Source organism: Candidatus Sulfotelmatobacter sp. (genome assembly GCA_036500765.1).
Lineage (GTDB): Bacteria > Acidobacteriota > Terriglobia > Terriglobales > Acidobacteriaceae > Sulfotelmatobacter.
In genome coordinates, this window is record DASYBM010000004.1 from 867,571 (window position 1) to 892,619 (window position 25,049).

The window sequence follows — 25,049 nt, forward strand, 5'->3', positions numbered from 1 at the left end:
TTCGCTTATGAAGATGTGCTTAGGTTTTGGTTCTACAGCGCTGACAGAGGCCGAATACCTCGATCAGCGGCTGCGATAAATCAAAGCCGCCCGGCGCCTGCCGAGCTAGCCGTTTGTAGTCAACGAAGTCACCCGCAATGTCCTGCACTGACTTGCACCGCGTGCAGACCAGGTGATGATGGGATTCAAGGTTGCCGTCAACACGCAAGGTGGAGGCATGCGGCGAAACCTCCCGCAACAATCCCTTTTCCACGAACAGCCGCAAATTATTGTAGATCGTGGCCAAAGAAACCGAGGGTATGCGCCGCTTGACCACGTCGTAGATTTGTTCAGGCGAATAGTGTCCAGGGGCAGCCACGACAGCTTCGTAGATGATCTTGCGCTGGTGCGTGGCGGCCATGCCATGCTTCCAGGCCAGCTCCCGAAACTGCGGGTGACTCAACTGCATGATCAGTGGATGAGAATGATTATCAAACGATTCGGCCTATTTAGCAATCGAGGATATCCAAATCGACAGAAATGCCAGGGATAAATGGAGCGGGAGACCGGGATCGAACCGGCGACATCCAGCTTGGGAAGCTGGCGTTCTACCGCTGAACTACTCCCGCTCAGCGACTCGAACGGATCTAGCTTATCATCTGCGCGAAGCGGCTCACAACCTTCCGCGGCCGTCGGGCGGCCGCCAATCTTGCGTAGACTTGCCATCCTCAGAACGTTGTCACCCGCGGAGAATTGTCATCCGCAAAACGTCGTCATCCTGGAGCCGAGCCGTTCTTCAGGCGTACCGTAAGATCTCAGTCTTAACGGGACGGTACGTGCGAACCCATCAGTACCCGGTGGTGAACCCAAATCTTTTCGTGTTTAAATAACCGGATTCCAACTCCCGGCTAAAGGAAAACCATGCGCCCCATCGACTCCCGCCCGTCGCGCCGCAAGTTCTTGCAGAACGCCGTCGCCACCGGCGCGGTCGCTGCCTCATATCCCGCACTCGGCGCGGGTCGCACCATCACTTCGCCTCTGCCTCCGGTTCCCGATGTCAAGCAATTCGAGCTCGACGAGATCACGATCCCCGAATTGCAGGATGGCATGAAATCCGGCAAGTTCACCGCGCGTTCGCTGACGGAGAAATATCTCGGCCGCATCGATGACCTCGACAAGCGCGGCCCGACCGTAAACGCCATCATCGAACTCAATTCCGACGCACCTGCCATCGCCGACGCACTCGATCAGGAACGCAAAGCCAAAGGCCCGCGCGGCCCACTCCACGGCATCCCGGTCCTGATTAAAGACAATATCGATACGGCGGATCAAATGATGACCACCGCCGGATCGCTCGCTCTGGTCGGATCGAAGCCGCCCAAAGATTCGTTCGTCGCGCAACGATTGCGCGCCGCCGGCGCGGTAATCCTCGGCAAGACCAACTTGAGCGAATGGGCCAACATCCGCTCCAGCCACTCCACCAGCGGATGGAGCGGCCGCGGCGGTCTCACGAAAAATCCTTACGCCCTCGACCGTAATCCCTGCGGATCGAGCTCCGGCACCGGCGCCGGCATTTCCGCGAACCTGTGCGCCGTGGGCATCGGCACCGAAACCGACGGCTCAATCGTCTGCCCGTCATCCTCAAATGGACTGGCCGGAATCAAGCCCACGGTGGGCTTGGTCAGCCGCAGCGGCATCATCCCGATTTCGCATAGTCAAGACAGCGCCGGCCCTATGTGCCGCACTGTGCATGATGCAGCAATTCTTCTGGGAGCGCTCACCGGTATCGATCCCGATGACGCGGCGACCGCTGCCAGCGCAGGAAAATTGCAAAAAGACTACGCACAATATTGCGATCCCAACGGCCTAAAGGGCGCCCGCATCGGCGTCGCCCGAAAATATTTCGGCTTCAACGATTCCGTCGACGCACTCATGAATCAATCGCTCGATGCAATGAAGAAGCAGGGTGCCACCCTCATCGATCCCGCAGACATCGAAACCCTGGGCAAGTTCGACGAGAGCGAGTTGCTGGTCTTCATGTATGAACTGAAGGCCGACCTGAACGCCTATCTGGCGCGACTCGGACCCGGCGCCCCGGTCCATACCTTACAAGACATCATCGAATTTAACGAGCGCAACCGGCTAAAAGAGATGCCCTACTTCGGTCAGGACTTATTCCTGAAGGCCCAGTCCAAGGGACCACTTAGCGAGAAAGAATATCTGGATGCGCTGGCCAAAAACCGTCAGTTAACGCGCACCGAAGGCATCGATGCCCTCATGGACAAGCATCAGCTCGATGCCATCGTGGCACCCACCGGCGGCCCGGCATGGCTCACCGATCTGGTCAACGGCGACCACGTCGCCGGAGGCAGCTCCAACGCCGCCGCAGTGGCAGGTTATCCCAACATCAACGTAACCGCAGGATTTTTATCCGGCTTACCCGTCGGCATCTCTTTTTTCGGCCGCGCCTGGAGCGAGCCCACGCTGATCAAACTGGCATACGCTTTTGAACAAACCACGAAAGCCCGACAGTCGCCACGGTTCTTACGCACCATCGAATAAGAAGTTTGGATGCCCCATGTCTCGCCTCTCTTGCGATACATGGGGATTTCGAACGCTGGACGAAATGAACTAGGCTATACTCGGTTAGGACGCAGGAGGATATCCGTGTCCACGCTCCGCTCTCGTTCTCTATTCCTTTCGCTAGTTTTATGTCTGATAGTCACTTTCGGTTTCGGACAGGACTATTACTCCATCCACGAAGTCCGCGTAAGCGGCTTGCCGAGCCTGGTGTCGCGAACCCCCGATCCTTCCGACGTCCTGCTCACCTCGCTCGACACCATATTGCATGATCGCGAAATCTGTTGCGCAAAAGATTCCGCCCTCGAAGACAGCGCCCAGCGGGCGGACCCCGCTTCGCTCAAAGATGTTGCTGTGAAGCTGCAAGGCCGACATTTACTGAGCGACGGCCGTCCCATTCAGGTTACGGCGCAATACACTGAAGCCGACAAGATCAACAGCGGCCTGCTCATCACTACTCTGCAAGCCAAACATGCGCTCCTCATGCAGTGGGATTCTCGACTGTACGTCTGTTACGGAGCCACTTACCGAGAGGATTTTGATCCCAACAGCGGAACTCAAACCTACGCCATCCTCACCCTTCTGCTGCTCGACACCCGCTACTCTGACGCTCGCCGCGAAATCGTCTTCGATCGCGCGCGGGACGACTGGAGCAAGGTGCAAGGCGTCCTGTCGCTAAACTTTATTCCACAATAAGAGTTTTACTTTCTAATCTTCTCCCGCTTCTTACTTCTACATGTTAGCCTTGACCTATGAGGGGGTAATAAATGACCAACCTGAATAAGGTAGTCTCTTCCCTGCAGACCGAGTATTCCCGTCTCGAAAGAGAATTGGGAAGAGTGGGGAAGGCGTTAGACGCGCTAGGCCAGGCTGGCGGCAAAAAGCTCAAGAGGACAGGACGTACCTTGAGCAAGGAAGCCCGCAAGCGGATCGCCGACGCGCAACGACTGCGCTGGGCAAAAGTGCGGAAGGAAGCTGCCAAGCTAGTCAAGTCGTAACTGTAGTTATTCGCAAGCACCGCAGATGGCCTCGTTCGTAACTTCTCAAAATTTGCGAGCGAGGTCGAGCGGGGCTGCGGGGACAACAGTCGATCGAAAGTAGCCGTCAGGTCCAGCGAAACCACTTCAGCGCCAGCACGAACGAAACCCCACCCCATAATCCCAACACCAGTAGCCGCGCCCACTGATGCGTGAGCGGCGTCCCCTCCAGAATGCTGGCCCGCAATGCATCGTTGAGCGCCGTCAGCGGCAATATCTTGATAAACGGCTGGAGGACGGCGGGAAATCGTTCGTAGGAAAAGAAGACGCCCGAAAAAATCCACATCGGCATCATGACCAGATTGATGAGTCCGCTGATGCTTTCGATTTTCTGCGCGCGGCTCGCCGTCAGCAGCCCGACCCCGCCGAAAGTAAGCGACCCCAATCCGCCGATCAGTGCAATCGATCCAATTGACCCCAGCACCCGCAGGTGAAAGAAAATCACGCCAAAAACCAACAGGAGCCCAATTTCAATCACCATCAAAATCAGCCGGCTGCTCATGATCGCCAGCAGAAAATCCCCGCGCCGCATGGGCGTGCCCACAAAGCGTTTCAGCACCTTGCGCTGCCGCATGTCGACCAGCGCAAAGCCAATGCCCCAGAGGCCGGAGTTCATCAGGTTCATCCCCAACAATCCCGGGATGAGGAAATCGATATAGCGCGAGCCTGGCTCCGAGGACGTTGCAGACTTTGTCGCGACCACATCTTTGCGGCCCGCGGCAGTTTGCAGCGCGTCGTTCACCTCAGCTTTCGCCAACACGCTTTCCGGTCGCGCGGGATCGTAGAGGTATTGCAATCCTCCACTGCCGTCGGGCTCGATGACCAGATCGAATTTACCGAGCCGAAATCCTTTGTGCGCTTCGTCCGCGGACAACACCTGCGTCTTAAAAAGATCGGGCTGTACGGAATGCGCGAGCAGCGTTTGCGGATTCTGCGACTCGGATCCTTCGACAATCGCCACGCGAACCGCATCGGCAGGCTTATTGCGAAACGCAATGCCCAACCCCAGCGCCAGCAGCAGCGGGAATACAAACACCCAGAAAACCACCTCCGGCTCGCGCTTCAATTCCAGCATCCGCGCCATCAGCAAATGCCGATAGCCCGCCCATCGCCCATTGTGCTGCGCCGGAGTCTGCGGAGATTGCCGACTTGTGACCGGAATTTCCTGTGCAACGCTCATAGCATTTAACCCTAGCGTGTGTCATCCCGAGCGCAGCCGTTCTTCAGGCGTAGCGAGGGATCTCCCGCTCCTCCGGCCCCTCGCGCAAGCTCGCGCGCATTAGCCAACCTCACTTCCCCGGCTTCCACCGATTCAGAAACTCCAACAGCACATCCGGCGTCAGCCCCCGCGCATCCTCGAACTCGCCATTCTTCTGGCTGACCACCAGCGTCCCGTCACTCTCAGCCACGGCCAAAGTCGGAATACCCTTGTTCAGCACTGCATCGAATTGTTTCACGATGTCGGCGTTTTTATGCTCGTCCGGCCCCAAGTCAACGTGCACGACTTCATAATTGGCGACCAGAACCGGCGCGAGATCCGGACGTTGAAACGCCAGGTCCAGCACGTGGCAATCAAAGCACCAGTTCGCGCCAAACACCAGCAGCACGCGCTTGTGTCCTCGCGACGCTTTTTCCTCCGCTTCTTTGATCTCGGCGTGCGCATCCGCCTCCGCCGGATAAATATTCTTCTTCATATCCGACGGCTGCTTTAGCTGCGGCGCATCCGTTCTTTCCACTCCCAGCAAGTGCCACTGATCGCCTTGCTTGCGCCAGTACTGATCGTCCGTGACGGTGACGGTCTGTGCGTTCGGCAGTCCGGACGCCACGTCAGCGCGAAAAATAATACTCGCGATCTCAGGCCGCACAATCTGCCGGATAATTTCGATATTCATGCTGCGCGCCTTCAGCCCGATCCAGAAGCTCGTATCGGCATCGGCATCGTGCGTAACGCGGCTGATGTTGACCTGCGCGGCAGGGTCGGCGCTGTACAGTGCCCTTAGGCCCGTCGCATCTCCGGCTAGTACCGCGCTCTTCCATTGCTCGAATGGGGGAAAGGGCGTAGACGCGTCCGACGGCGTGGTGTGCAACTCTTGTGCCCACTCGCCAGATGTCAGGGCCATCACGGCCACAACGGTTATCAGCGCTAACCTGCCAATGCGACTCATAGATACTCCTTCGAAAACTGACTTCACTGTTCCCGCAAATGCCGCCCCGTCAATCGCACGAATACATCTTCCAAACTGGCCTGACGCGTAGTCAGATGCTGCAACTGCCCGCCGTCGCGGTCAATCGTCTCCAGAAGCGCCGGGATGCACAAGTGCGGTTGCTTCACATTGAGCGCGACCATGCCGTCATCCTCGCGCACCGATTCTACGCTCGGCAGTCCGCGCCAAGCCTCATTGTTTTCGGACGCTGAACCATTGCCGCCGCTCACGGAAAATTCCACCACATGATGTCCGCCGAGCCGTTCAATCAAATCCGCCGGCGAACCCTCCGCAATGACCTGCCCATGATCCACAATCGCCAGCCGGTCGCACAGCCGCTCGGCCTCATCCATGTAGTGCGTCGTCAGCAGCACGGTCCCGCCGTCGCGCTGAAAGTCGCGAATAATGTCCCACAACTGCCGCCGGCTCTGCGGATCAAGCCCGGTCGTCGGCTCGTCCAGAAACAAAATTTTAGGATTGCATACGAGCGCCGTCGCGACCGCCAGCCGCTGCCGCTGTCCGCCCGAAAGTTTGCCCACCCACGCGTCTGCTTTTTCCGTCAATTGCAATTGCTCGAGCACTTCTTCCGACGGCCGCGGACTCCGATAAAAACTGGCAAATAGTTCAATCGTCTCGCGCACCGTCAGCTTTTCCGACAGCCGCGTCTCCTGCAAAGAAATCCCCAGCCACTCCCGCATCTCCCGCTCATTCTCGCGCCACCTGTGCCCCAGAATCGACACCTCGCCGGAAGTCGGCGCGAGCAGGCCTTCCAGAATTTCGATCGTAGTAGTCTTCCCCGCCCCATTCGGCCCAAGCAGCCCAAAGCACTCACCACTCTGAATCTCCAGGTTCAATCCGCGCACAGCCTCGACCTTGCCGTCGTAAGTCTTGCGCAAGTCGCGGCATTGAATAGCAGCTGGCATCTCGTGATTCTACACATGTTAATGGAGGGGTGGACGCCTCGTCCGTCCCCGCCGGGCAGAGCCCGGCGTCCGACGACGAATCGGCTATTCATGTGGTTCTGCTAAAATCCGGAATCGCCGGAACCGCTTCCGGCATCTTCTCCCCATGCGCATCCCACAGCGCGGCTTCACCTGACGGCGTCCCCTCTAAGACGCCCGTGTGTCGTTTCCAAAATCCTGTTCCCGACTCGAACTGATCACTGATCAAGGATGCCGCCTATGCTGCGCAAACTTTCTGTATTGCTGCCTCTTTTCGCCGTGACCCTGTGCGCGACGGCGCAAGAGTCCCGCCACTTCACCTTTCACTACGCCTTCACAGTCAAGAATTTGCCCGCCGGAAAGAAGGTTCGCGTTTGGATTCCCGCGGCTCAGTCCGACCCCTATCAAGAAGTAAAAGTTATCTCCGCCAAAGGTGACCTACCGCTGAAGAAAACTCGAGAGACAAAAAACGGCAACGAAATCTATTTCGCCGAGACCGACAGCGCTGCGGCCGACCTGCACTTCGATCTCGAATACGACGGAGTGCGCCATGAGCGCATCGCGCTGAACTCAAGCGCACACGTAGTTGCCGCATCACTCACGAATCAAGAGCGGCAGCAAGATCTCCAGCCCGACGCTCTCGTCCCCATCACGGGCCTGCCCGCCGATCTCGCCCTCAAAGTCACGCAGGGCAAAACGCAGCCACTCGACAAAGCCCGCGCCATCTACAATTACGTCTTCACCACCATGAAATACGACAAGACCGGCACCGGCTGGGGACACGGCGACGTGCTCTACGCCTGCGACGCCAAAAAAGGCAACTGCACCGACTTCCATTCCCTCTTCATCGCCATGGCGCGCTCGCAGGGCATTCCCGCGCGTTTCGAAATCGGCTTTCCGCTTCCCCCCGACAAACATTCCGCCGAGATCGCCGGCTACCATTGCTGGTCCGATTTCTACATCGACGGCAAGGGCTGGATTCCCGTCGACATCTCCGAAGCCTGGAAGCATCCCGAAAAACGCGACTACTTCTTCGGATCGCACGACGCGAATCGCGTGCAATTCACCATGGGCCGCGACCTGCGCCTGAATCCCGCGCAAGCCGGCAAGCCGCTAAATTACTTTGTTTATCCGTACGTGGAAGTCGACGGTCAGGAATATCCCAACGTCTCGCTGGAATTCTCCTTTACGGATGACGGATCGACGGTCGCGGCGAAGTAAGTGTGAAACAAATCGGACCGTCGCTAACGATTTACTTCCGCGCCACCACCAGATCCCCCGGCCCTGGACTCCCCGGCGCCTGCGGTGGATCGGGCACTGAAATCGGCACCGGCGAAACACCATCCGATGGCTTCGGCGCATTTTCCTGATCTTCTCCGGGACGCCGCAAACTGGGAGCGTTCGCCGGACGATCTTCCTGCTCTTTCTTCGCCTCGGTGTCTTTGTCCGGCTTCTCCAGAATCACTTCCTTATCCGTGCGCACAATCTTCACGCCGCCCACTTTCATGGTCTCGACGCGAATGACTTCATCTCCGACAATGCGCACGAAGTCAACGTCCGCGGGCGGCTCGCCGTAGATCCACTCCTCATATTCGGTGTCGCCGTCTTTTTCGCGCACTTTTTTCGGCGCCTTGCCCTTGGCGTGCACCACCATTTCCGTATTCATTCCCACCAGCACCTGGTGCGCCTGAATCGCCGCCTTCACCTTCGGAGGCACTGTGTCCAGATACGCCTCTTCCTTGTTTCGAGCTTTGAAATCGAGCACCGGATACAGCAAATCCCGCAACTGCTGCGCCGTCATCTCCGGCACATATTTATCGAAGTACACATCGAGATAAGTCCCATGCGGATTCGGTGGCGCCTCATTCGTGAGCGGAACCGGCGTCCCGTTAGCGCCCGAAACCTGGATGTGGTCAAACCATTTCTTGCGATGCACCGGCCCGCCGTTGAGATCGAAGTGAATGTGGTCGTCCTTGATCTGCACAAACGAAATGTGCGCCGGATCGCCCGGTTTCACCGCCGGACCCAGCAGCGCCAGCGATTGCCGCAACTCCTGTCCGTTGGGCGAAGTCACGCCATTTTTCAGTTTGATTCCCTTGGCTCCCATGGGAAAGAAAGCGCGCGCATAAACCAGTTGCGTCTCGAAATCCCGGATCACCTCCAGTCGGGTCTGCCTCGACATATGCGGCGCATGGGCCGGAATCGGCACTGCGGTGGGCGCACCCCGTCGCGCCTGAGTTTGAGAAGCCTGTGCCGGTTGGGTTTGTGCCGGCTGAGTTTCTGCCGGGGACGACTGACGGCTCAATACAGGAGGAGCTTCGTCCGACGAAGCTGGATTATTGCTCTGTCCGATGACAAGTTTCGCTGAGAAAACAACGGGAAGAAGGAGAAGGGAAGCGACGCGAAGACGTTGCATAAAAGACCCCAAGTCAACGTAGCGCCATTATAGCGCGGCCTGCAATCCCCGAAACACCGTATCGCCGGGAACCTGGCCGAAAACGCTGGTCCTAGCAAAACGCACGGTCTAGCTGAGGTTCAGCGCCTTCCGGATCGTCCCGCGCTCTTTCTGGATTTTTTCCTGTAAAAGGGTAATCGCGTAGATCAGTTGCTCCGGCCGTGGCGGGCAGCCCGGAACATAAATATCAACCGGAATCACCTGGTTCACGCTCTGCACCAGCGCATAATTTTGAAACACTCCGCCCGAAGTCGCGCACGCGCCCATCGATATCACCCATTTCGGCTCCGGCATCTGCTCCCATAACTGCCGAATCACCGGCGCCATCTTGTTCGACACGCGCCCGGCGATAATCATTAGATCGCTCTGCCGCGGCGACGGCCGAAACACCTCGGCCCCGAAGCGCGCAATATCAAAGCGCGACGCCCCCATCGACATCATTTCGATCGCGCAGCAGGCCAGCCCAAACGTCATCGGCCAGATGGAACTCTTCCGCATCCAATTCACCGCCGAATCCATCGTGGTCAGAATCAGCCCCTCCGGCGTGGGATTGCCAAACGTCAAATCCTTTACTGTCTTGCCGCCGTTCTCGACGTCAACATAAGGTCCAAAATTTAATTCGCGGGACATACCGCCATTCTAAACCACCGTGTAGGCGGTTTCGAAATCGCTTGACAAACTAAGTCATTGCGGTAAGCTTTTGCGCAACTTCCCCTCGGTGGGTCCTTCTCGACCCTGCAATCGAAATCTTCGTGCGGTTGGCTCAAATAACTGCGCCCGGCGCTTGGGTGTGCGCAACGGACGGGGCGCCCTAACGAAACTCAAGGAGACCATTATGTGTCCACTGCGTTCTTTCGGCACCGGCATGGGTGCCCGCAAACGGCGGAGCTATCTGCCTCCGATTTCAGGACCGAAGCTCCTGCTCAAAGGCGCGCGAGTTGAAGTGCCAAGTTATCCTTTCCAGCCCCTGCCGCCACCGAACGGCACGGCCCCATTCCGCTTCGACTTGTCGCAGTTGCTCACCTCGCAGGACGTCAAGACGATCACAGACTCGGGAGTGCTCGTGTTTCACACTGTCGGCGATACCGGCGACTATCGCGGCCAAGAGCAGGACTTCGTGGCCGCAATGATGACCGAAGACGTGCAAACCTTGCCGGATAATAGAAAGCCCCCGTTCCTCTATCACCTCGGAGATGTGGTGTATTTTGCCGGCGACATCGTCAAGTATCCCGACAATTTTTATTCCACTTACAAGGATTATCCCCCGTTCATCGTGGCCATCCCGGGCAACCACGACTGCCAGCCGGATGATCCCACCGACGGTCCGGGAGATCCCAATAAGACTCCGCTCGACGGTTGGGTGCAGAATTTCATGGCCCCAGACCCAAGCCAGCCCGGAACGAAAAAGACCCTCACCGCCAGGACCCAGATGGATCTGCCGAACGTGTACTGGACCCTCACCACTCCTTTCGCCACCATCATCGGCCTGTTCTCCAATGTCGGCGAGTTCGAAGGGGAAATTCATCAAGACCAGATTGACTGGTTCAACGGTGAACTGATCGCGGCAGATCCAACCCGCGCGTTGATTGTGACCGTTCACCACCCGCCGCTTTCGGGCGACGCGGAACATACCGGCAGCAGCGTGGTCGATGGAGTGCTTTCCTCCAGCTTCAAGTCGACCGGCCGCTACCCCGACATGGTGTTGTCAGGGCACGTGCACAATTACCAGCGCTTCACCAACATGGTGCAAGGTCCAAAAGGAAAAGTTCAGATTCCTTACATCGTGGCCGGCGCCGGTGGATACACCAATCTTGGCAAAATGCAGAAAATCAACGGCGCATATCCGAACCCCACAAAACCCCTGCCGCTCGGAAATGGCATTACCCTTGAGCGCTATGACCACGACGATTTCGGTTTTCTCCGGCTGGAGGTCAGCCCAACCCAAATCGTCGGCACTTACCTCGCCGCTCCCTACTCTGTAGGGAGCGCAGCCCCCACGGCGAATGTGATTGAAAGCTTCACCGTCGATCTAGTCAAACATACCGTCACTACCGGAGCGGGTGGAGGCGGCGGGCCGAAACCGAAGAAGCCCAAGAAACCTCAACAAAAGAAGAAAAGATAGGTCTAAGGATTCACGACTATCTTTCCGAACATTTGACTTTCCTCCATATACTCGTGGGCCGCGCGCATTTCGCTCAGATGAAACACGCGGTCCACGACCGGTTTCAGCCGCCCCGCAAACACATGCGCCAGCACCGCATGCAACTCGTTCATCGTCCCCATATAGGACCCCAGCAGCCGCAGCTGTCGGGCAAACAAATGCCGTAGATCGATCGCAACGTTCGGCCCCGTCGTGGCTCCGCAAGTCACCAGCGTGCCCGCAGTTTTAAGCGACCGCATACTCTCATCCCACGTGGCCGCGCCCACGTGCTCGACCACAATGTCAACGCCTTCTTTATTCGTGATCCTGCGGACTTCCTCGGCGATCTTCTGCTGATAGTGATTAATGCCAAAATCGGCGCCCAAGGCCCGCCCCTTTTCGAGCTTCGATTCGTCGCCCGCAGTCGTAATCACACGACAATGAAACAACTTCGCGATCTGGATGGCGGCAATGCCCACCCCCGAGCCCGCGCCCAGCACCAGCACCGTCTGCCCGGGACGCACCCCCGCAAGCCCCACCAGCATGTGCCAGGCCGTCACAAATACCAGCGGCACACTGGCCGCCTGATTGAAATCGAGTGCGTCAGGCATTGGAATCAGATTCGCCGCCGGCACGGCGATCAATTCGCAGTTCCCGCCGTCGACCGCGTTGCCCAGCACGGTGAATTCCCGGCACTGGTTCTGTAGTCCCGCGAGACATTTCGCGCAGTGTCCGCAAAAGTGCATCGGGGCAATCAGCACTCGCTGTCCAACCTTGAAACCCCTGACGTAGTCGCCGATCGCCGTAATCTCGCCCGCGATATCGCTGCCTAAAATGTGGGGCAGTTTCACCCCCGGCAATCCCTTGCGCACCCATAAGTCCAGATGATTCAATGCGCAGGCCCGCACCCGCACTAATACCTCATCCTTCCGCATCTGCGGATCCGCCACGTCTTCATACCGCAAGACTTCCGGCCCGCCAAATTGATGAATGCGTACCGCTTTCATGTGATCAGAATACAGAAAATGTCATTTCCTCGGAACACGGCATCTAAGCGCCTTATGATGCCTAAATGAGCCGTTCTTCAGGCGATCTCGGCCGGGGCGAGTCGCCCATGGAACCAGGCCTGCTGCGCTTCAGGCATGTCATGATCGCCGACCGGCATCATTTGCGCATTTTTTTGCGTCTGCGTACGCTCACGGACAGACAAAGCCCCGAGTCACATCTAAGGTTTTAACACTAAGGGAACATACTTTTTTCCTACACAATTTACTGGAGGCCCTATGGAGCGAAAGCCTCTCCCGAAGATCTGCTGGATATGTGGTAAGGCTGTAACATTGGAAGACTGCAAAGTTGACGAATATGGTATGGCTGTTCACGAGGACTGCTACGTCGCAAAACTGGCCTTAAACGGTGGACGACCTCCCATTTCCGCGCGCTCTCGCGCCAGACTCCGCGCCAGTTGAATTCGTAGCCTCCAATACGCTCTCGCTGTATTTTCTGCCTACAGGTTAGCAGCGGCCTCCAAATCCCCCTGACAAACCAGTGAGAAGCTGAGCTGTAAAAGCCGTTCCCCTTCGTATGTCAAGCAAAAAATAACTCGCCATCGCTAACTTGCTCTTCTGAAAGAGGCTATGCCGGCGCTTATTCTTTAGTCGCCGTTTTCAAACTGATAGAATAGATGTAGTCGTGTTTACCTCTGGGAAATATCGGAGCGCTGTTGGCCTTGAGGACAGTCTTGCTCGCCTCTGCAACTCGCTATCCCTCAAGATCTTATCTGTAAGTTGTTTGTTCGCAATATTTTGCAACGAACCGTTCATATTAGATCCTCGTAAATCCAACAAAACAGGTATTTTGCTCTCAGAATATCTTTTTATTTTTTTGAGATATATATCTCGGTATTCTCTCGCTCTTCTCTGTGGAAGCATGGTGCTGAAATTATCATGACCGACATCTACGAGCAGATCGTGGAACTACGCGGCTCCGGTCGCCGGGGTGCTGTCGCCACCATTGTCAATGTACGCGGCTCGATTCCATCATTCCGCACGGCGAAGATGCTTATCCGAGATGACGGATCGATCGTGGGCACGATCGGCGGCGGCTGCGTCGAGGCCGACGTTTGGCAGGCCGCCCGCGAAGTCATGCAGTCCGAAAAACCCCAAACCTTAAAGTTCGACTTGAACCAGGACCCGAAGTACGACACCGGACTGGTTTGCGGCGGCACGCTGGAAGTTTTCGTGGAACCGGTCCTGCCTCCAGCAATACTTTATGTCTTCGGCGCGGGACATGTGGCGCTCCATCTTTGCCAAGCCGCCGCCAGCGCAGGTTTCGATGTGACGGTAACCGATGATCGTTCCTCCTATGCCACCTCGGAACGATTTCCCGCCGCGCGCCAAGTCCACGTCCTCGACTTCGAAGCAGCGATGCGAAACCTTGATCCGAACGAATCTTCCTACATCGTGATCGTCACTCGTGGCCACCATGACGATATGCGCATCCTGCGCTGGGCCGTGCAAACCCGCGCCCGTTACATCGGAATGATCGGCTCCCGGCGCAAGGTCGTCGAAATTTTCAAAACCCTGCGAAACGAGGGCATACCCGCTCATCTTTTCGATCGCGTTCACGCGCCCGTCGGCCTCGGTATCGGCGCCATCACCCCTGAGGAGATCGCCGTTGCCATCACCGCGGAACTCATCGCCATTCGCCGCCATGCTACTGCGCCCCTTTCCCATCTGAGCTGGTTCAAAGGCGCGCGCAAAAATTCCGGTGCGGATGCGGCGCTTGGAGTTCTCCAAGAGGACGATCAAGAACTCTGACCCTTGCCCCATGGCCCGCGCTCCCAGCTTCGCCGGAGTGATCCTTGCTGCCGGCGAATCCTCGCGCATGGGCACCGACAAAGCCCTGCTTCCCTGGCCGCCGCAAGACCTCGGACGGGCGGCCTCGCAGCCCCCGGCATGGGTTGCGCCAAAAGACACGTTTCTTTCCACCGCGATTCGTTCGCTGCTGCTCGCCGCCGACTTCGTCGTTGTAGTTGCGGGCAAGAATGAAGCAGTCTTGGCGCCCGTGGCCTACGCCAACGGCGCCTCGGTTGCAATCAATCCCGATCCTGCGCGCGGACAGTTCAGTTCCCTCCAGGTCGGACTGCGCGAAGTTCTCGACCGGGGCCGCGACGCCGCCATCATCACCCTCGTGGATCGCGCGCCAGTCGGCGCCGCCACGGTGCAACTGCTGCGCGACGCCTTCGCATTCGCTCCCCAGAATATCTGGGCCGTTGTGCCTGAAGTCTCCGGCAAACATGGCCATCCCTATCTTGTGGGCCGCGAATTGATCGAAGTCTTTCTGCAAGCGACTCCCACTGCAAGCGCCCGCGACATCGAGCATCGCTATCAGGATCGCATTCAGTACGTCGTGGTGAATGATCCCTTCGTGGCGCTGAACGTGAATACTCCCGAAGATTATGCCGCGCTCGCGACCAAGAGCTCATCGAAAGCGTGATCGGAATTGAGAGAAAATTTGCGCAGCGCAGCTTCCTCACGGTATCGTCGAAGGGCATGAGCACACTTGGGGCGCGCGCGTTACATCCGGCACAGCAAGAGTTTCTCGACTCCGTTCTGCGGCTGAAACCGCGGGTGGCGGCGTTTGATTGCGACGGAACGCTCTGGTCCGGCGATGCGGGAGAGCGGTTCTTCGACTGGGAGATCAATCGGGGCCTCGTCCGGCACGAAGTTGGCCTCGCGATGCGCGCCCGCTACGTTGAGTACAAAGCTGGCCAGGTAAGCGAAGACGACATGTGCGGCGAGATGGTCACCATGCATAAAGGAATGTCTGAGGCGATCGTGACAAAGGCCGCGGCAGAGTTCATGGCGCGCGATTTCTCCGGCCGCATTTTTCCCGAGATGCAGGAACTGGTTTGCCGATTGCATGAGAACCGATGTGACGTATGGGCGGTCTCTTCGTCGAACGAGTGGCTTATCCGCGCGGGCATGACAGGATTTGGGATCGATTACGACCACATTCTGGCCGCAAAAGTCGAAGTCGAGCACGGCGTAATTACCGATCGACTCGTGCGCGTTCCATCGGGGCCGGGCAAGCCGAAAGCGTTGCGCGAAGTCGCCGGGAATAATATCGATGCAGCTTTCGGCAACTCTCGCTGGGACGCCGAAATGCTCGCCATGTCTGCGCATGCCTTCGCGGTAAATCCTAATCCCGACCTTGCAATCATGGCTCGCGAGCGCGGCTGGACCGTTTATTTCCCCGACGGAACGGGCCGGTAATCTCGATTTCTGAGCCGGCTAAAATTTGCCAGGCGTCAGCGAGGGCTCGCCGCTCTCACCCGCAACGCAGCTACAATTTGAGGATATGTACTCGGCGCAAATGCTCGATCACTTCGAGAATCCGCGAAACGCGGGCGAGGTTGTGGCCGCGGACGCGATCGCGGAAATCGAAAATCCGGTTTGCGGAGACGTGCTTCGGCTGACATTGAAGGTCAGTTCCGGACGGATTGCCGAGATTCGATTCAAGGCCAAGGGATGCGTGCCATCGATGGCCTGCGGCTCGGCGTTGACGGAACTGGTTGCGGGAAAAACTCTGGATGAAGCGCGGCGGCTCGGGCGCGATCCGTTGATCACCGCCGTCGGAGGGATGCCACAAGCTTCCACCCATGCCGCGCAACTGGCGTTGGACGCGCTCTCGGCCGCTCTGCTTCAACTCAGGACTTGACCGGACAAATCGACTCGAACGCAATTTGAGTCCAGCGTCGTACTATGGCCAGCTCACATACTGCGAACCGCATTGCCTGCCTTCAACCCAGTGCAACCGTCATACTTGACGCTGTGGGCGAACTGGGGCGAGTGGTGGCATGCACGCGCTATTGCGCGGACGTTGTTCCAGGAGTCGCCGACGGTTTACGCACAATTCTTGCCGATTCGTGGACCGCCGACACTTCCCAGATCGCGGCCGCGCAGCCTGATCTAGTAATTGCGGCCGTACCCTATCAGGAAAAAGCAGTGAGCGAAATCCTGCGCGCGGGCGTGCGTTTTTTGGGCCTGGCGCCGAAGAACCTCCGGGATGTTTATACCGATATCGGAACCATCGCCGGCGCGGTGGGGGCGACGGATCGAGGCGAAGCCGTTATCGCGAGCATGCAGCGGCAGATCGACGAAGTTCGCGGGCGCGTGTTGGCCGCCGACCGACCCAGAGTCTGGTGCGAGGAATGGGGCAAGCCGCTCATCGCTTCGCAGGCGTGGGTCGCGGAGCTGATTGAAGCCGCCGGCGGCGAGTTCATGGGAATCGCGGGCCGGCAACTTTCGGCGGAGCAAGTCTGTAGACAAGAACCTGAAGTCATCATTACCGCCTGGTGCGGTGCCGGAGATCGCGTGCCGCTGGAAAAGATCGTGGGTGAGCGGGGTTGGCAGAGAACGCCGGCGGCACTTTCGGGCCGTGTGTTCTGCGTTCGCGATGAATTTCTGAACACTCCCGCGCCCACGCTGCTGCAAGGTTTACAAGCGTTAGCCTTCGCCATCCATCCGGAACTTTTCCCCGGCACGAAAGGAATCCGGCAGATTACTGCTTTTCCGGCTTCGTGAGCTGCGAAGCCTAAGCTCTGAGTTAATATCTCTTTCATGGCCGCAAGTCGAATCGAGGAAGTCCAGAATGAGATTAACTCCTTAGCGGAGACCGCCCCGACGGCGTGTGCGCTTATGCAGGCAATGGTGAAACTGCTGCACCACCGCATGCTGAAATATAACTGGGTAGGTTTCTACATGCTGGAACCGGGGGCGCAACCGCCAATGTTGGCGCTGGGCGCGTTCGAGGGTGCAATGACGCCGCATACCCGAATTCCGCTGAATCAGGGCATTTGCGGCGCCGCGGCCTCGAGCGGGCAAACCGTTGTGGTGGACGACGTCAGCAAAGATCCGCGCTATCTGGCGTGTTCGCTCGAGACCCGGTCAGAGATCGTCGTGCCCGTGTTTGCGCACGGCAAGGTGGTGGGCGAGTTGGATATCGACAGCCACTTTCCCGCGGCGTTCACGCGCGAGCACCAGGAGTTCGTGCAGCACTGCGCCATGCTCATTGGGAAAAAACTGGAAAGCCCGGGGCAATAACGCGGAACGGCAACCTCGGGGGCTAAAGCCAGAGTCAGTGTGGTCCTTAACGGCACGGCTGAAGCCGTGCCCTTCCAAAACCTGTTTGCCGAAGAGGCTCTGAAAGGCTTGTGTCGAAGGTATGAAGCGCGTCGTGGCAGCCCTCATCGTAAAGGACAGCAAGCTGCTGGTGTGTCAGCGCACGCGCCACCAGACGATGCCGTTGAAGTGGGAGTTCCCCGGCGGAAAAATTGAAGAAGGAGAACAGCCGCGCGACGCGCTGCGCCGCGAACTGGAAGAGGAACTCGGCATCCTGGCGACGATCGGCGATGAGGTCAAGCGGATTCAGCATGAGTATCCCAATGGAGGAATGGTGGAGTTGCGCTTCTTCATTGTCCGGGAATTTCGGAGGGAACTCGAGAACAGGATTTTCAAGGACATCCAGTGGGCCGATCCCAAGAGCTTGCCCTCGTTCGATTTTCTGGAAGCCGATCTGACGCTGGTGCGGGAGCTGGCCGCGGGTAGGCTACTGTAACAGCAGGCGTCAGACCTCGGACCTCAGACCTCGGGACTTGGGTTACAGTGCGGGGTTATACGTCGCTTCAAGTTCTCTACGATGGCGCCACCATCAGCGCTGCCGACAGCACGATCATGATCACAGTGGTCGCCCAAGCCACTATATTAAACAGGCGAGTATTGACGTACTCTCCCATCAGTTCTTTTTTGTTGATCAGCAGAAGCATGAAAATCATCACAAAGGGCAGAACGATTCCGTTCAAAGCCTGCGATCCCACGGCGATTCGGAAGGCTTGCTGCTTGGGGATGACGAGAACCACCGCTCCGCCGGCCACGATCAGAAGCGTGTAGAGCCAATAGAAAGCGGGAGCCTCGCTGAACTTCATACCCACGCCCGATTCAAAACCCAGGCCTTCGCACACGGTATAGGCGGTGGAAAGGGGCAGGATCGAGGCGGCAAACAGAGACGCATTGAAAAGTCCTACGGCGAAAAGCATGTAGGCGTAGTCTCCGGCGAGCGGTTTGAGCGCCTGGGCGGCATCGGCGGCGAACTTGATGTCGCGGAAGCCGTGGAGATAGAGCGTAGCGGCACAGGCCACGATAATGAACCAGGCCACGATGTCGGTGAAAACACATCCGGTGATCACGTCCAGGCGGGAAGCCTGGAAGCCACGTTTGGTGACGCCTTTCTCCACCACGGAGGCTTGCAGGTAAAACTGCATCCAGGGGGCAATCGTGGTTCCGATGACACTGATCAGCATGAACAGGTAGGCCTGATCGCGAAAAGCATGCGCTGACGGGGGTTTGATGGTCGCGAGAGCGGCGTCTTTCCACAACGGATGGGCAAGGGCTCCGGCAAAAATGTAGGTCACGTAGAAAAAAGATGCGGCCAGGAAAATCTTTTCCACGCTCTTGTATTGCCCCTTGACCACGATGAGCCAGACGATCACCCCGCATACGGGCACCGTGATGAACTTCGACAATCCGAATAATTCCAGGCTGGTCGAGATGCCGATGAATTCGGTGACCACGTTGCCGAAGTTGGTGATGAGGATGCCGATCATCATGAGGAAGGTGATGCGCAGGCCGAATTCCTCGCGGATGAGATCGCTGAGCCCTTTGCCGGTGACCGCACCCATGCGGGCGCACATCTCCTGCACCACGATCAGCGCGAGCGTAACTGGGATCATGGTCCAGAGAAGGAGATAACCGAATTGCGCGCCCGCCTGCGAATAGGTGAGAATGCCGCCAGCGTCGTTATCGACGTTGGCAGTAATGAACCCCGGACCGACGACGGCGAGGAACATCAGGATTCGGGTTCTGGAGCGCTTGAAGACCTTCATGGGCACTTATCGCAGACATATGGATGGAACTGGCAGCAGCTCCGAACGACGCCACAGGATAAATGCAGGCGGCGAATCTGGCCAAAGAAAAAGTGGTGGGAACTGACGTCTTTTTGTGCTCGAGGGTTGGAATCAGTGAGCTAGGCGGAGTTTGTCGCTATCCCCGCCGGCGAGCAGGCCACGCCTTAGCCTAGTGTGGATCGATTTCCATTTCATCATCCCTCCTTTCGCTGCCCGACTCCTCTCCACTCGACTCGGAAGACTCATCGGATGGTACAAAGTCGCTGTCTTGATCATCATCCATGTGCGCAAGCGCAGCAGCTAGAGCGGCTTGTTGATCATTGAGGCGTGCTCTCTTGGCGAATCTCGCAGCGGGAGTGTCTTCACTGCCCTCAGCAGTGACCGAATATGTAATTGGCGGACCCGATTCCTGAGAGTCGCTCCTCCGCTTCCCGCCTCCAGTCGCAGTCGCCGAAGCGATTTTGGGATTGTACTGAGGATCCTGTCCGCCCTTCACGAACCCGCTTGCGTCCCTAACCTCACCTTTCTTATTTCTCACCATCTTCTGTCGCCAATCGCCGTAGGGCTCCCAGTGCTTCCCTAAGCTTCTTTTCTCCACCTGAAACGCAATTCGTAAGAACAGTTGGTCGTCGACATCGCTCCGTTGCGGTGAATCGTCATACATGACCATCTCCTCGAACGGCTTTCCGGTCTTCATGTCGACCTTCGTTACCTTGACCGTATAGTGGTTCGGGACGCAAAGACGCTTCAAAAGCGCTCCTTTGTCGGAGCCAGTTTTTAGAGGGGCGATATTGAGATAGCCGACAGAACAATGGAACAGTACGTGATATTGGTTCTTCTTTCTACTCAGCCCGTCTTCCGCGAGTTTCCTTATCCTCTTCTCCATCTGGCTCCACTCGCCACAACCCTGCCATTTTGCCCACTGCGGAACAATGTTCTCAGGAATGTCCGGCCCTCCTAATTGGAGAGCCAAAATGTGCCCCTTCTCAATATCGATGATTCCCTGATTGGAGTGATTGATTCCCGTTTCGGGGTCATAGCGGTAGGCCGAGGGAACGACTTGAGCCATGCTCACGCGTAACCCGCAAATAGGTTCTGGAGCGGGAGGACGGCCCGCGGTTCCATTTGGATACACTCTGCCAAAGACGCTGGTTGGACGAACTCTTCGCCCCCACTGATGGATTTCATCAAATGTGATTGTCACAGAACCGAATTCAACGGGTCTTTGTTTACCGTCGAACATTTCCATTGTCACATGATCTGGGGGCATCGTAGTTTCCTTACGAGCAACGTAAGTCCAAGCAAGATAGCACGTAGGAGCATCACCTCGCTCAATAACAGCAATCGTGGTAGCGGGTCGCTTGACTGACCCACTAGCGCACTTGGGTACGCTTTACGCTGCTCTGAAATTCCCACCTAAGACTGACCGCTCCCTCAACCGTAGTGTTGGGTCGGATGCTGCTTTCTCATCCCTCGCACCGTGCAACAGAGACTCCAGTTCCATGCAGACTCCCGCCCGATATCGTCAAGCCCCGGTCGCGGTTGGAGCCTTCGAGGTCCAACAATTACAATCTTGGTTTACTCCCCTCTGCGGCGGCGAATCGCGACAGCAAATCGGGTGGTCTGGCGTCTAGACCGAAGACCGAACTTCTGCAACCCAAAACCCACTGCTACAGTTTCGCCCGCAGCATACTGATCACGTCATCCGAAGTAATGACGCCGGTCAACTTGTTGTGCGCATCGACGACGGGAAGAGTCTGGAGATTGTATTTGTCGAAGAGTTCCGCGACGTCGTTTTCGCTGGCGCCCTGGCGGGCGAGGACGAGCGGTTCTTGCATCAGCGATAGCATGGGGGTTGTCGAGTCGGCGAGCACGAGTCTGGCCAGCGGAACTGCACCAGCGAGCGTGCCGTGCGAATCCACGAGGTAGATGGTGCTGACGGCTTCGACTCCGCCTTCGAATTCGCGCATAGAATCGACGGCATTTTGCACGGTCGCGGTCACCGGCAGGGCGAGGAACTCGGTGGTCATGCGGCCCGCAGCGGTCTGTTCGTGGTGCTCGAGCAGTTCGACCACTTCCTGCTGTGCTTCCGGTTCCATCTGCACGAGAATCTGTTCGGTGCGCTCCTCCGGAAGATCTGCCAGCAGGTCGGCGGCCGCGTCGGGATTCATCTCGCCAACGATATCGGCGGCCTTCTCCGAATCGAGCGACTCGACAATCGCTTTCTGAACCCTCGGGTTGACCTCTTCCAGGGCTTCGGCGGCGGTCTCTTCGTCCAGGGATTGGAACACGGCCTGACGCTCATCGGGGGCGAGATCTTCGACGATGTCAGCGATGTCGGCGGGATGCAGCTTCGAAAGGCCTTCGTAGGCAATTTTCAGCTTCACCCGGCGGGCGGGATCGGTCTCAATGACATCGATGAACTTCCACGGAATGCTGCGCGGAGGAATCCTAATCAGTAGAGCGTGCAAAGCCGTTTTAGGCGCAACTCCGCGCAGCAAGCGCCGGACTGCGCCGCGCGCCCCTACGTCGACTGACTGAACGCGCAGTATGGGATTGGTGACGGGATGGACGCGGTCGACTTCCTGAGCTTTAGCCTCTTGGGCTTTGGCATCTTGGGCTTTGGCATCTTGGGCTTTAGCGTCGGCCTTGCCGTTGCCTTTATCGTTGCCTTTATCGATAGCTTTATCGCCGGGAGGATCGACCTGAAGGTCGACGTCGTTGACGCGTACGACCTTGCGTCCGTTGATGTCGATGACCTGTTGATCAAGGAGATCGCGCTCGAGCAAAAACAGGCCTTCAGTGCCGTTCTCGGTGGGCCACTCGGCGGCGGGAGTCGAAGTTCGAATGCCGCCGTTGATCTCCGAGACGTTGGCGAGCTGAAGAATGCGGTTCCCTGATTTTGTCTTTACGATCAGCGACGAGATGCGAGAACGGTCCTCCTGAGGAGCGAGCGCAACCTCGCGCACCCGTCCGGACGCGCCAGAGGGGTCATACACCGTGGCGCCCAGCAGTTCGCTCAGGGCAAGAGTCAGCATCCCGCCTAGAGAATAACGAAGTCGCGTGCTATGTGGAATGAAAATCGAAAGGCGCGTCGGGCGTCAGACCTCGGACCTCAGACCCCGGAGCTTGGACTAAGAAAGCCACACGATCGGCCACCCCTGATGGAGAACTGGCGATCTTTCGCACCGTATAATGGTTAGGGCGTGCGCCACATCTTCGACATTATCGGGCAGACCTTCCGGGCACTGTGGGCGCATAAGCTGCGCTCGTTTCTGACTATGTTCGGCATTGCGTGGGGCGTTGGATCCCTGCTGTTGCTGGTTGGGCTCGGCGAGGGGTTTCGCTCGGGGAATCGCAAACAGTTCGACTCCATCGGCGAGAACGTGATGTTCATCTGGTCGGGACGCGCGCCGGCCGTACAGGGCAGTTTCACTGCGTTGCGGCAGTATTATCTGACTTATCGGGATTACGAAGACATCCTGCGGGAATGCCCCAGCGTCGGGGCAGCCGCTCCGGCAATTACGCGGAACGATATTCGTGCGGTGAGCGAATTTTTCCAGGCAAGCGGGCAGATTGCAGGTGTGCCGGCCAACTACAACAAAATCCGCAATCTTCCGCTCAGTGATGGGCGCTGGCTCAATGATATGGATGATGTGCAGCATCGCGCTGTGATCGTCATCGGCGATGAAGTCCGGCGCACACTGTTCGCGGGCCGACCGGCGGTGGGGGCGAGCATTCTGCTGAACGATGTCAGCTTCGAAGTGGTGGGCACGCTGCAAAAAATCGGGCACGGCGACAACATGAATCAGAATCTCAAGAGTTTTGTGCCCTTTCACACCATGCAAGACTACTTTCGCCCATTGAACACGGGAACCGGGACGGATACGATTTCATTGATCAATTACCAGCCCAAGTCGCGTGCCGTGCACGAGGCGGCGCAACAGGAAGTTCACAAAGTTATTGCCCGCAACCACGGCTTCGACCCGAATAATCCTGACTCTTTCGATGAATGGGACACCATCAAGACGGTGGACACGGTCGGCAAAATCTTTGACGCGATGAATATGTTTCTGGGCAGCGTGGGACTGGTCACGCTGGCGCTGGGCGCGATTGGAATCATTAACATCATGCTGGTCGCGGTCGCCGACCGAACCCGCGAGATTGGATTGCGCAAGGCTGTCGGCGCAACCAACACCAGCATTATGTTCCAGTTTTTTGTGGAGGGAGCTTTCCTGACGCTGCTGAGTGGTGGCATTGGCATCGCAGGAGCGGCGGGACTGATGGCTTTGCTCGCGGGAGTTGATCTTGGAGGAGGATTTGATCCGCCCAAACTGGTCGCCTCAACCGCAGCTCTGGCAGTGGTTTCGTTGGGAGTGGCGGGCATAGCCGCAGGACTGTATCCGGCTCGGCGCGCGGCCATGCTGGAACCCGTGGAGGCTCTCCGCAAGGAATAGGCATGCACCGCGACCTGCTCATTCAAGCATACTCGGCGATGCGCCACGACCTGCGTCGCACTCTGCTCACCATGGCGGGAATGGCCTGGGGCATAGCGACGGTGGTGCTACTGCTCTCGTATGGCAACGGCTTCGGGAAAGCGATTGAGACAATCTTTGAGAGCTTCGGAGCGACGGCAGTAGGAGTCTTCCCGGGACGAACTTCGCAGCAGGCCGGGGGCGGAAAAGCCGGAGTGCAGGTTCGTTTCACTAACGACGACATCGAACTCCTGCGCAACAATGTCCCTCTTTGCCGCCATGTGGTGCGCGAAGCCGACAAGCAGTCCACGGTGCAGAATGACAACCGGTCATTTACGTTCACGGTGATGGGGCTTGACCCTTCGATCCAGGCGATTTGGAATCTCGACATTGCGGAAGGGCGATTTCTGAACGATGCGGACAACATGCAGCACGGGCTGTATGCGGTGATCGCCTCGGAAGCGCGCGAGAAGCTTTTCTCGGGCATGCCGGCCGTGGGGGAGTCGATCCGCATCGACGGCGTGACCTTTGAAGTGATCGGCGTGGGCGCGCCGCGCATGCAGGAAGGCGACAACGATAACAATCGCGTTGTCTACATTCCCTATAACTCGATGGATGTGCTGAAGGACAATCATTATCTCGACGGCATCTGGATGGACTCGGCAGGGCTCGACCACGACAAACTGGAACGGACCATTCGGGAAACGCTGGGCGCGGCGCACAACTTTAAGCCCGGCGACCAACGCGCGGTTTTCGTCTTCGATGCGCAGAAGCAGTTGTCGCAATTCGGCATCATCACGCTAGCTCTGAAAGTTCTGCTGGCGTTTATCGGGACGGTTACGCTTGGCATTGGCGGCGTGGGCCTCATGAATATCATGCTGGTGTCGGTCACACAGCGCACGCGCGAAATCGGTGTGGAAAAGGCGCTGGGGGCGCGGCGCCATCACATTCTTTTCCAGTTCCTGTCAGAAGCCATGGTGATCACGGCGGCGGGCGGGGTGATGGGAATTCTGCTCTCCTATGCGGTATCGATTGGAGCCGGCCGCATCACGTTTTACAGCGCAATGGCAAAACATGCGGAGGCCGCGGACATTCGCCTGATTGTTTCGCCCATGATTCTGATCGTGGCAACGTCGATCCTGGCGGTGGTGGGCGTGATCAGCGGAATGGTTCCTGCTCTGCGCGCGGCGAATCTGGATCCAATAGAAGCTCTACGCTACGAGTAAACTCATGTGGTCGCGGCCGCCTCGGCCGCGAACGGAATCGCAAATGATC

24 protein-coding genes and 1 tRNA gene are annotated in these 25,049 nt (G+C 57.7%); 14 read left to right on the forward strand and 11 right to left on the reverse strand.

From position 1 onward, the window contains the following. Positions 1-19 precede the first annotated feature (19 nt). Both VGM18_06700 and VGM18_06705 read right to left on the reverse strand, forming a co-directional pair. Positions 20-448, reverse strand: a complete 429-nt coding sequence (locus VGM18_06700; GenBank protein ID HEY3972674.1) for a transcriptional repressor — start codon at positions 446-448, stop codon at positions 20-22. Between the two features lie 85 nt (positions 449-533). Next, positions 534-608 (reverse strand) — tRNA-Gly (locus VGM18_06705). 292 nt (positions 609-900) lie between these two features. Here VGM18_06705 and VGM18_06710 point away from each other — a divergent pair. The 3 genes from VGM18_06710 (at position 901) to VGM18_06720 (ending at position 3,557) form a co-directional block, all read left to right on the forward strand. Beyond that, positions 901-2,541, forward strand: a complete 1,641-nt coding sequence (locus tag VGM18_06710) for an amidase (protein ID HEY3972675.1) — start codon at positions 901-903, stop codon at positions 2,539-2,541. Between the two features lie 105 nt (positions 2,542-2,646). Then, on the forward strand, positions 2,647-3,255 hold the full coding sequence (locus VGM18_06715; GenBank protein ID HEY3972676.1) for a hypothetical protein: 609 nt from the start codon (positions 2,647-2,649) through the stop codon (positions 3,253-3,255). A 71-nt stretch (positions 3,256-3,326) separates the two neighbouring features. Then, complete coding sequence (locus VGM18_06720; GenBank protein ID HEY3972677.1) at positions 3,327-3,557, forward strand: hypothetical protein; 231 nt, start codon at positions 3,327-3,329, stop codon at positions 3,555-3,557. Between the two features lie 106 nt (positions 3,558-3,663). On the opposite strand, the gene VGM18_06725 is transcribed toward VGM18_06720, so the two are convergent. The 3 genes from VGM18_06725 to VGM18_06735 all read right to left on the reverse strand — a co-directional run bounded on the left by VGM18_06725 (position 3,664) and on the right by VGM18_06735 (position 6,723). Next, positions 3,664-4,776: an ABC transporter permease gene (locus VGM18_06725; protein HEY3972678.1), complete on the reverse strand. Its 1,113-nt coding sequence runs from the start codon at positions 4,774-4,776 to the stop codon at positions 3,664-3,666. Positions 4,777-4,885: 109 nt separating this feature from the next. Then, positions 4,886-5,761, reverse strand: coding sequence for a thioredoxin family protein (locus VGM18_06730; protein HEY3972679.1), 876 nt, complete (start codon positions 5,759-5,761; stop codon positions 4,886-4,888). A gap of 23 nt (positions 5,762-5,784) precedes the next feature. Then, a complete protein-coding gene (locus VGM18_06735) occupies positions 5,785-6,723 on the reverse strand; it encodes an ABC transporter ATP-binding protein (GenBank protein ID HEY3972680.1) in 939 nt (312 codons plus the stop codon). A 258-nt stretch (positions 6,724-6,981) separates the two neighbouring features. On the opposite strand from VGM18_06735, the gene VGM18_06740 reads away from it, so the two are divergent. Continuing rightward, a complete protein-coding gene (locus VGM18_06740) occupies positions 6,982-7,962 on the forward strand; it encodes a transglutaminase-like domain-containing protein (GenBank protein HEY3972681.1) in 981 nt (326 codons plus the stop codon). Between the two features lie 31 nt (positions 7,963-7,993). Here VGM18_06740 and VGM18_06745 read toward each other — a convergent pair whose 3' ends face one another. Together VGM18_06745 and VGM18_06750 are read right to left on the reverse strand one after the other, a co-directional pair. Further along, entirely contained in the window at positions 7,994-9,157 is a 1,164-nt protein-coding gene (locus VGM18_06745) for a hypothetical protein (GenBank protein HEY3972682.1), read from the reverse strand. 108 nt (positions 9,158-9,265) lie between these two features. After that, positions 9,266-9,826, reverse strand: a complete 561-nt coding sequence (locus VGM18_06750) for an NADH-quinone oxidoreductase subunit B family protein (protein HEY3972683.1) — start codon at positions 9,824-9,826, stop codon at positions 9,266-9,268. Positions 9,827-10,031: 205 nt separating this feature from the next. Between VGM18_06750 and VGM18_06755 the strand changes: the two genes are divergently transcribed. Beyond that, positions 10,032-11,318, forward strand: coding sequence for a metallophosphoesterase (locus tag VGM18_06755; GenBank protein ID HEY3972684.1), 1,287 nt, complete (start codon positions 10,032-10,034; stop codon positions 11,316-11,318). Between the two features lie 2 nt (positions 11,319-11,320). On the opposite strand, the gene VGM18_06760 is transcribed toward VGM18_06755, so the two are convergent. Further along, the gene (locus VGM18_06760; protein ID HEY3972685.1) at positions 11,321-12,343 is read right to left on the reverse strand and encodes a zinc-binding dehydrogenase; all 1,023 of its coding nucleotides are present in this window, start codon (positions 12,341-12,343) and stop codon (positions 11,321-11,323) included. A 936-nt stretch (positions 12,344-13,279) separates the two neighbouring features. On the opposite strand from VGM18_06760, the gene VGM18_06765 reads away from it, so the two are divergent. From VGM18_06765 to VGM18_06795, 7 genes are all read left to right on the forward strand, one after another. Continuing rightward, positions 13,280-14,152, forward strand: a complete 873-nt coding sequence (locus tag VGM18_06765) for an XdhC/CoxI family protein (protein ID HEY3972686.1) — start codon at positions 13,280-13,282, stop codon at positions 14,150-14,152. 10 nt (positions 14,153-14,162) lie between these two features. Then, positions 14,163-14,831, forward strand: coding sequence for a nucleotidyltransferase family protein (locus VGM18_06770; protein ID HEY3972687.1), 669 nt, complete (start codon positions 14,163-14,165; stop codon positions 14,829-14,831). Then, the gene (locus tag VGM18_06775) at positions 14,828-15,610 is read left to right on the forward strand and encodes a haloacid dehalogenase-like hydrolase (protein HEY3972688.1); all 783 of its coding nucleotides are present in this window, start codon (positions 14,828-14,830) and stop codon (positions 15,608-15,610) included. The genes VGM18_06770 and VGM18_06775 overlap by 4 nt, the downstream gene beginning before the upstream one ends. Positions 15,611-15,695: 85 nt before the next feature. Next, the gene (locus VGM18_06780) at positions 15,696-16,055 is read left to right on the forward strand and encodes an iron-sulfur cluster assembly scaffold protein (GenBank protein HEY3972689.1); all 360 of its coding nucleotides are present in this window, start codon (positions 15,696-15,698) and stop codon (positions 16,053-16,055) included. Between the two features lie 44 nt (positions 16,056-16,099). Continuing rightward, on the forward strand, positions 16,100-16,921 hold the full coding sequence (locus tag VGM18_06785) for an ABC transporter substrate-binding protein (protein ID HEY3972690.1): 822 nt from the start codon (positions 16,100-16,102) through the stop codon (positions 16,919-16,921). Positions 16,922-16,957: 36 nt separating this feature from the next. Further along, complete coding sequence (locus VGM18_06790; protein ID HEY3972691.1) at positions 16,958-17,440, forward strand: GAF domain-containing protein; 483 nt, start codon at positions 16,958-16,960, stop codon at positions 17,438-17,440. Positions 17,441-17,573: 133 nt separating this feature from the next. Further along, the gene (locus VGM18_06795) at positions 17,574-17,954 is read left to right on the forward strand and encodes a (deoxy)nucleoside triphosphate pyrophosphohydrolase (GenBank protein HEY3972692.1); all 381 of its coding nucleotides are present in this window, start codon (positions 17,574-17,576) and stop codon (positions 17,952-17,954) included. Positions 17,955-18,030: 76 nt separating this feature from the next. Here VGM18_06795 and VGM18_06800 read toward each other — a convergent pair whose 3' ends face one another. The 3 genes from VGM18_06800 to VGM18_06810 all read right to left on the reverse strand — a co-directional run bounded on the left by VGM18_06800 (position 18,031) and on the right by VGM18_06810 (position 22,337). Next, positions 18,031-19,278: a divalent metal cation transporter gene (locus VGM18_06800; GenBank protein ID HEY3972693.1), complete on the reverse strand. Its 1,248-nt coding sequence runs from the start codon at positions 19,276-19,278 to the stop codon at positions 18,031-18,033. A 190-nt stretch (positions 19,279-19,468) separates the two neighbouring features. Then, positions 19,469-20,368 (reverse strand): hypothetical protein, encoded by a 900-nt coding sequence (locus VGM18_06805; GenBank protein ID HEY3972694.1) that lies wholly within the window; start codon positions 20,366-20,368, stop codon positions 19,469-19,471. 601 nt (positions 20,369-20,969) lie between these two features. Then, on the reverse strand, positions 20,970-22,337 hold the full coding sequence (locus VGM18_06810; GenBank protein HEY3972695.1) for a CBS domain-containing protein: 1,368 nt from the start codon (positions 22,335-22,337) through the stop codon (positions 20,970-20,972). 168 nt (positions 22,338-22,505) lie between these two features. Here VGM18_06810 and VGM18_06815 point away from each other — a divergent pair, with 168 nt between their 5' ends. Together VGM18_06815 and VGM18_06820 are read left to right on the forward strand one after the other, a co-directional pair. Then, the gene (locus tag VGM18_06815) at positions 22,506-23,756 is read left to right on the forward strand and encodes an ABC transporter permease (protein ID HEY3972696.1); all 1,251 of its coding nucleotides are present in this window, start codon (positions 22,506-22,508) and stop codon (positions 23,754-23,756) included. A 2-nt stretch (positions 23,757-23,758) separates the two neighbouring features. Beyond that, a complete protein-coding gene (locus tag VGM18_06820) occupies positions 23,759-25,000 on the forward strand; it encodes an ABC transporter permease (GenBank protein ID HEY3972697.1) in 1,242 nt (413 codons plus the stop codon). Positions 25,001-25,049: the final 49 nt, after the last annotated feature.

Coding starts and splice junctions, on each gene's coding strand:
- VGM18_06750 (HEY3972683.1), bottom strand. CDS start 9,826: ATGTCCCGCGAATTAAATTTTGGACCTTATGTTGACGTCGAGAACGGC.
- VGM18_06785 (HEY3972690.1), top strand. CDS start 16,100: ATGGCCAGCTCACATACTGCGAACCGCATTGCCTGCCTTCAACCCAGT.
- VGM18_06730 (HEY3972679.1), bottom strand. CDS start 5,761: ATGAGTCGCATTGGCAGGTTAGCGCTGATAACCGTTGTGGCCGTGATG.
- VGM18_06780 (HEY3972689.1), top strand. CDS start 15,696: ATGTACTCGGCGCAAATGCTCGATCACTTCGAGAATCCGCGAAACGCG.
- VGM18_06820 (HEY3972697.1), top strand. CDS start 23,759: ATGCACCGCGACCTGCTCATTCAAGCATACTCGGCGATGCGCCACGAC.
- VGM18_06770 (HEY3972687.1), top strand. CDS start 14,163: ATGGCCCGCGCTCCCAGCTTCGCCGGAGTGATCCTTGCTGCCGGCGAA.
- VGM18_06760 (HEY3972685.1), bottom strand. CDS start 12,343: ATGAAAGCGGTACGCATTCATCAATTTGGCGGGCCGGAAGTCTTGCGG.
- VGM18_06725 (HEY3972678.1), bottom strand. CDS start 4,776: ATGAGCGTTGCACAGGAAATTCCGGTCACAAGTCGGCAATCTCCGCAG.
- VGM18_06765 (HEY3972686.1), top strand. CDS start 13,280: ATGACCGACATCTACGAGCAGATCGTGGAACTACGCGGCTCCGGTCGC.
- VGM18_06735 (HEY3972680.1), bottom strand. CDS start 6,723: ATGCCAGCTGCTATTCAATGCCGCGACTTGCGCAAGACTTACGACGGC.
- VGM18_06745 (HEY3972682.1), bottom strand. CDS start 9,157: ATGCAACGTCTTCGCGTCGCTTCCCTTCTCCTTCTTCCCGTTGTTTTC.
- VGM18_06755 (HEY3972684.1), top strand. CDS start 10,032: ATGTGTCCACTGCGTTCTTTCGGCACCGGCATGGGTGCCCGCAAACGG.
- VGM18_06790 (HEY3972691.1), top strand. CDS start 16,958: ATGGCCGCAAGTCGAATCGAGGAAGTCCAGAATGAGATTAACTCCTTA.
- VGM18_06740 (HEY3972681.1), top strand. CDS start 6,982: ATGCTGCGCAAACTTTCTGTATTGCTGCCTCTTTTCGCCGTGACCCTG.
- VGM18_06800 (HEY3972693.1), bottom strand. CDS start 19,278: ATGAAGGTCTTCAAGCGCTCCAGAACCCGAATCCTGATGTTCCTCGCC.
- VGM18_06720 (HEY3972677.1), top strand. CDS start 3,327: ATGACCAACCTGAATAAGGTAGTCTCTTCCCTGCAGACCGAGTATTCC.
- VGM18_06805 (HEY3972694.1), bottom strand. CDS start 20,368: ATGGCTCAAGTCGTTCCCTCGGCCTACCGCTATGACCCCGAAACGGGA.
- VGM18_06710 (HEY3972675.1), top strand. CDS start 901: ATGCGCCCCATCGACTCCCGCCCGTCGCGCCGCAAGTTCTTGCAGAAC.
- VGM18_06810 (HEY3972695.1), bottom strand. CDS start 22,337: ATGCTGACTCTTGCCCTGAGCGAACTGCTGGGCGCCACGGTGTATGAC.
- VGM18_06700 (HEY3972674.1), bottom strand. CDS start 448: ATGCAGTTGAGTCACCCGCAGTTTCGGGAGCTGGCCTGGAAGCATGGC.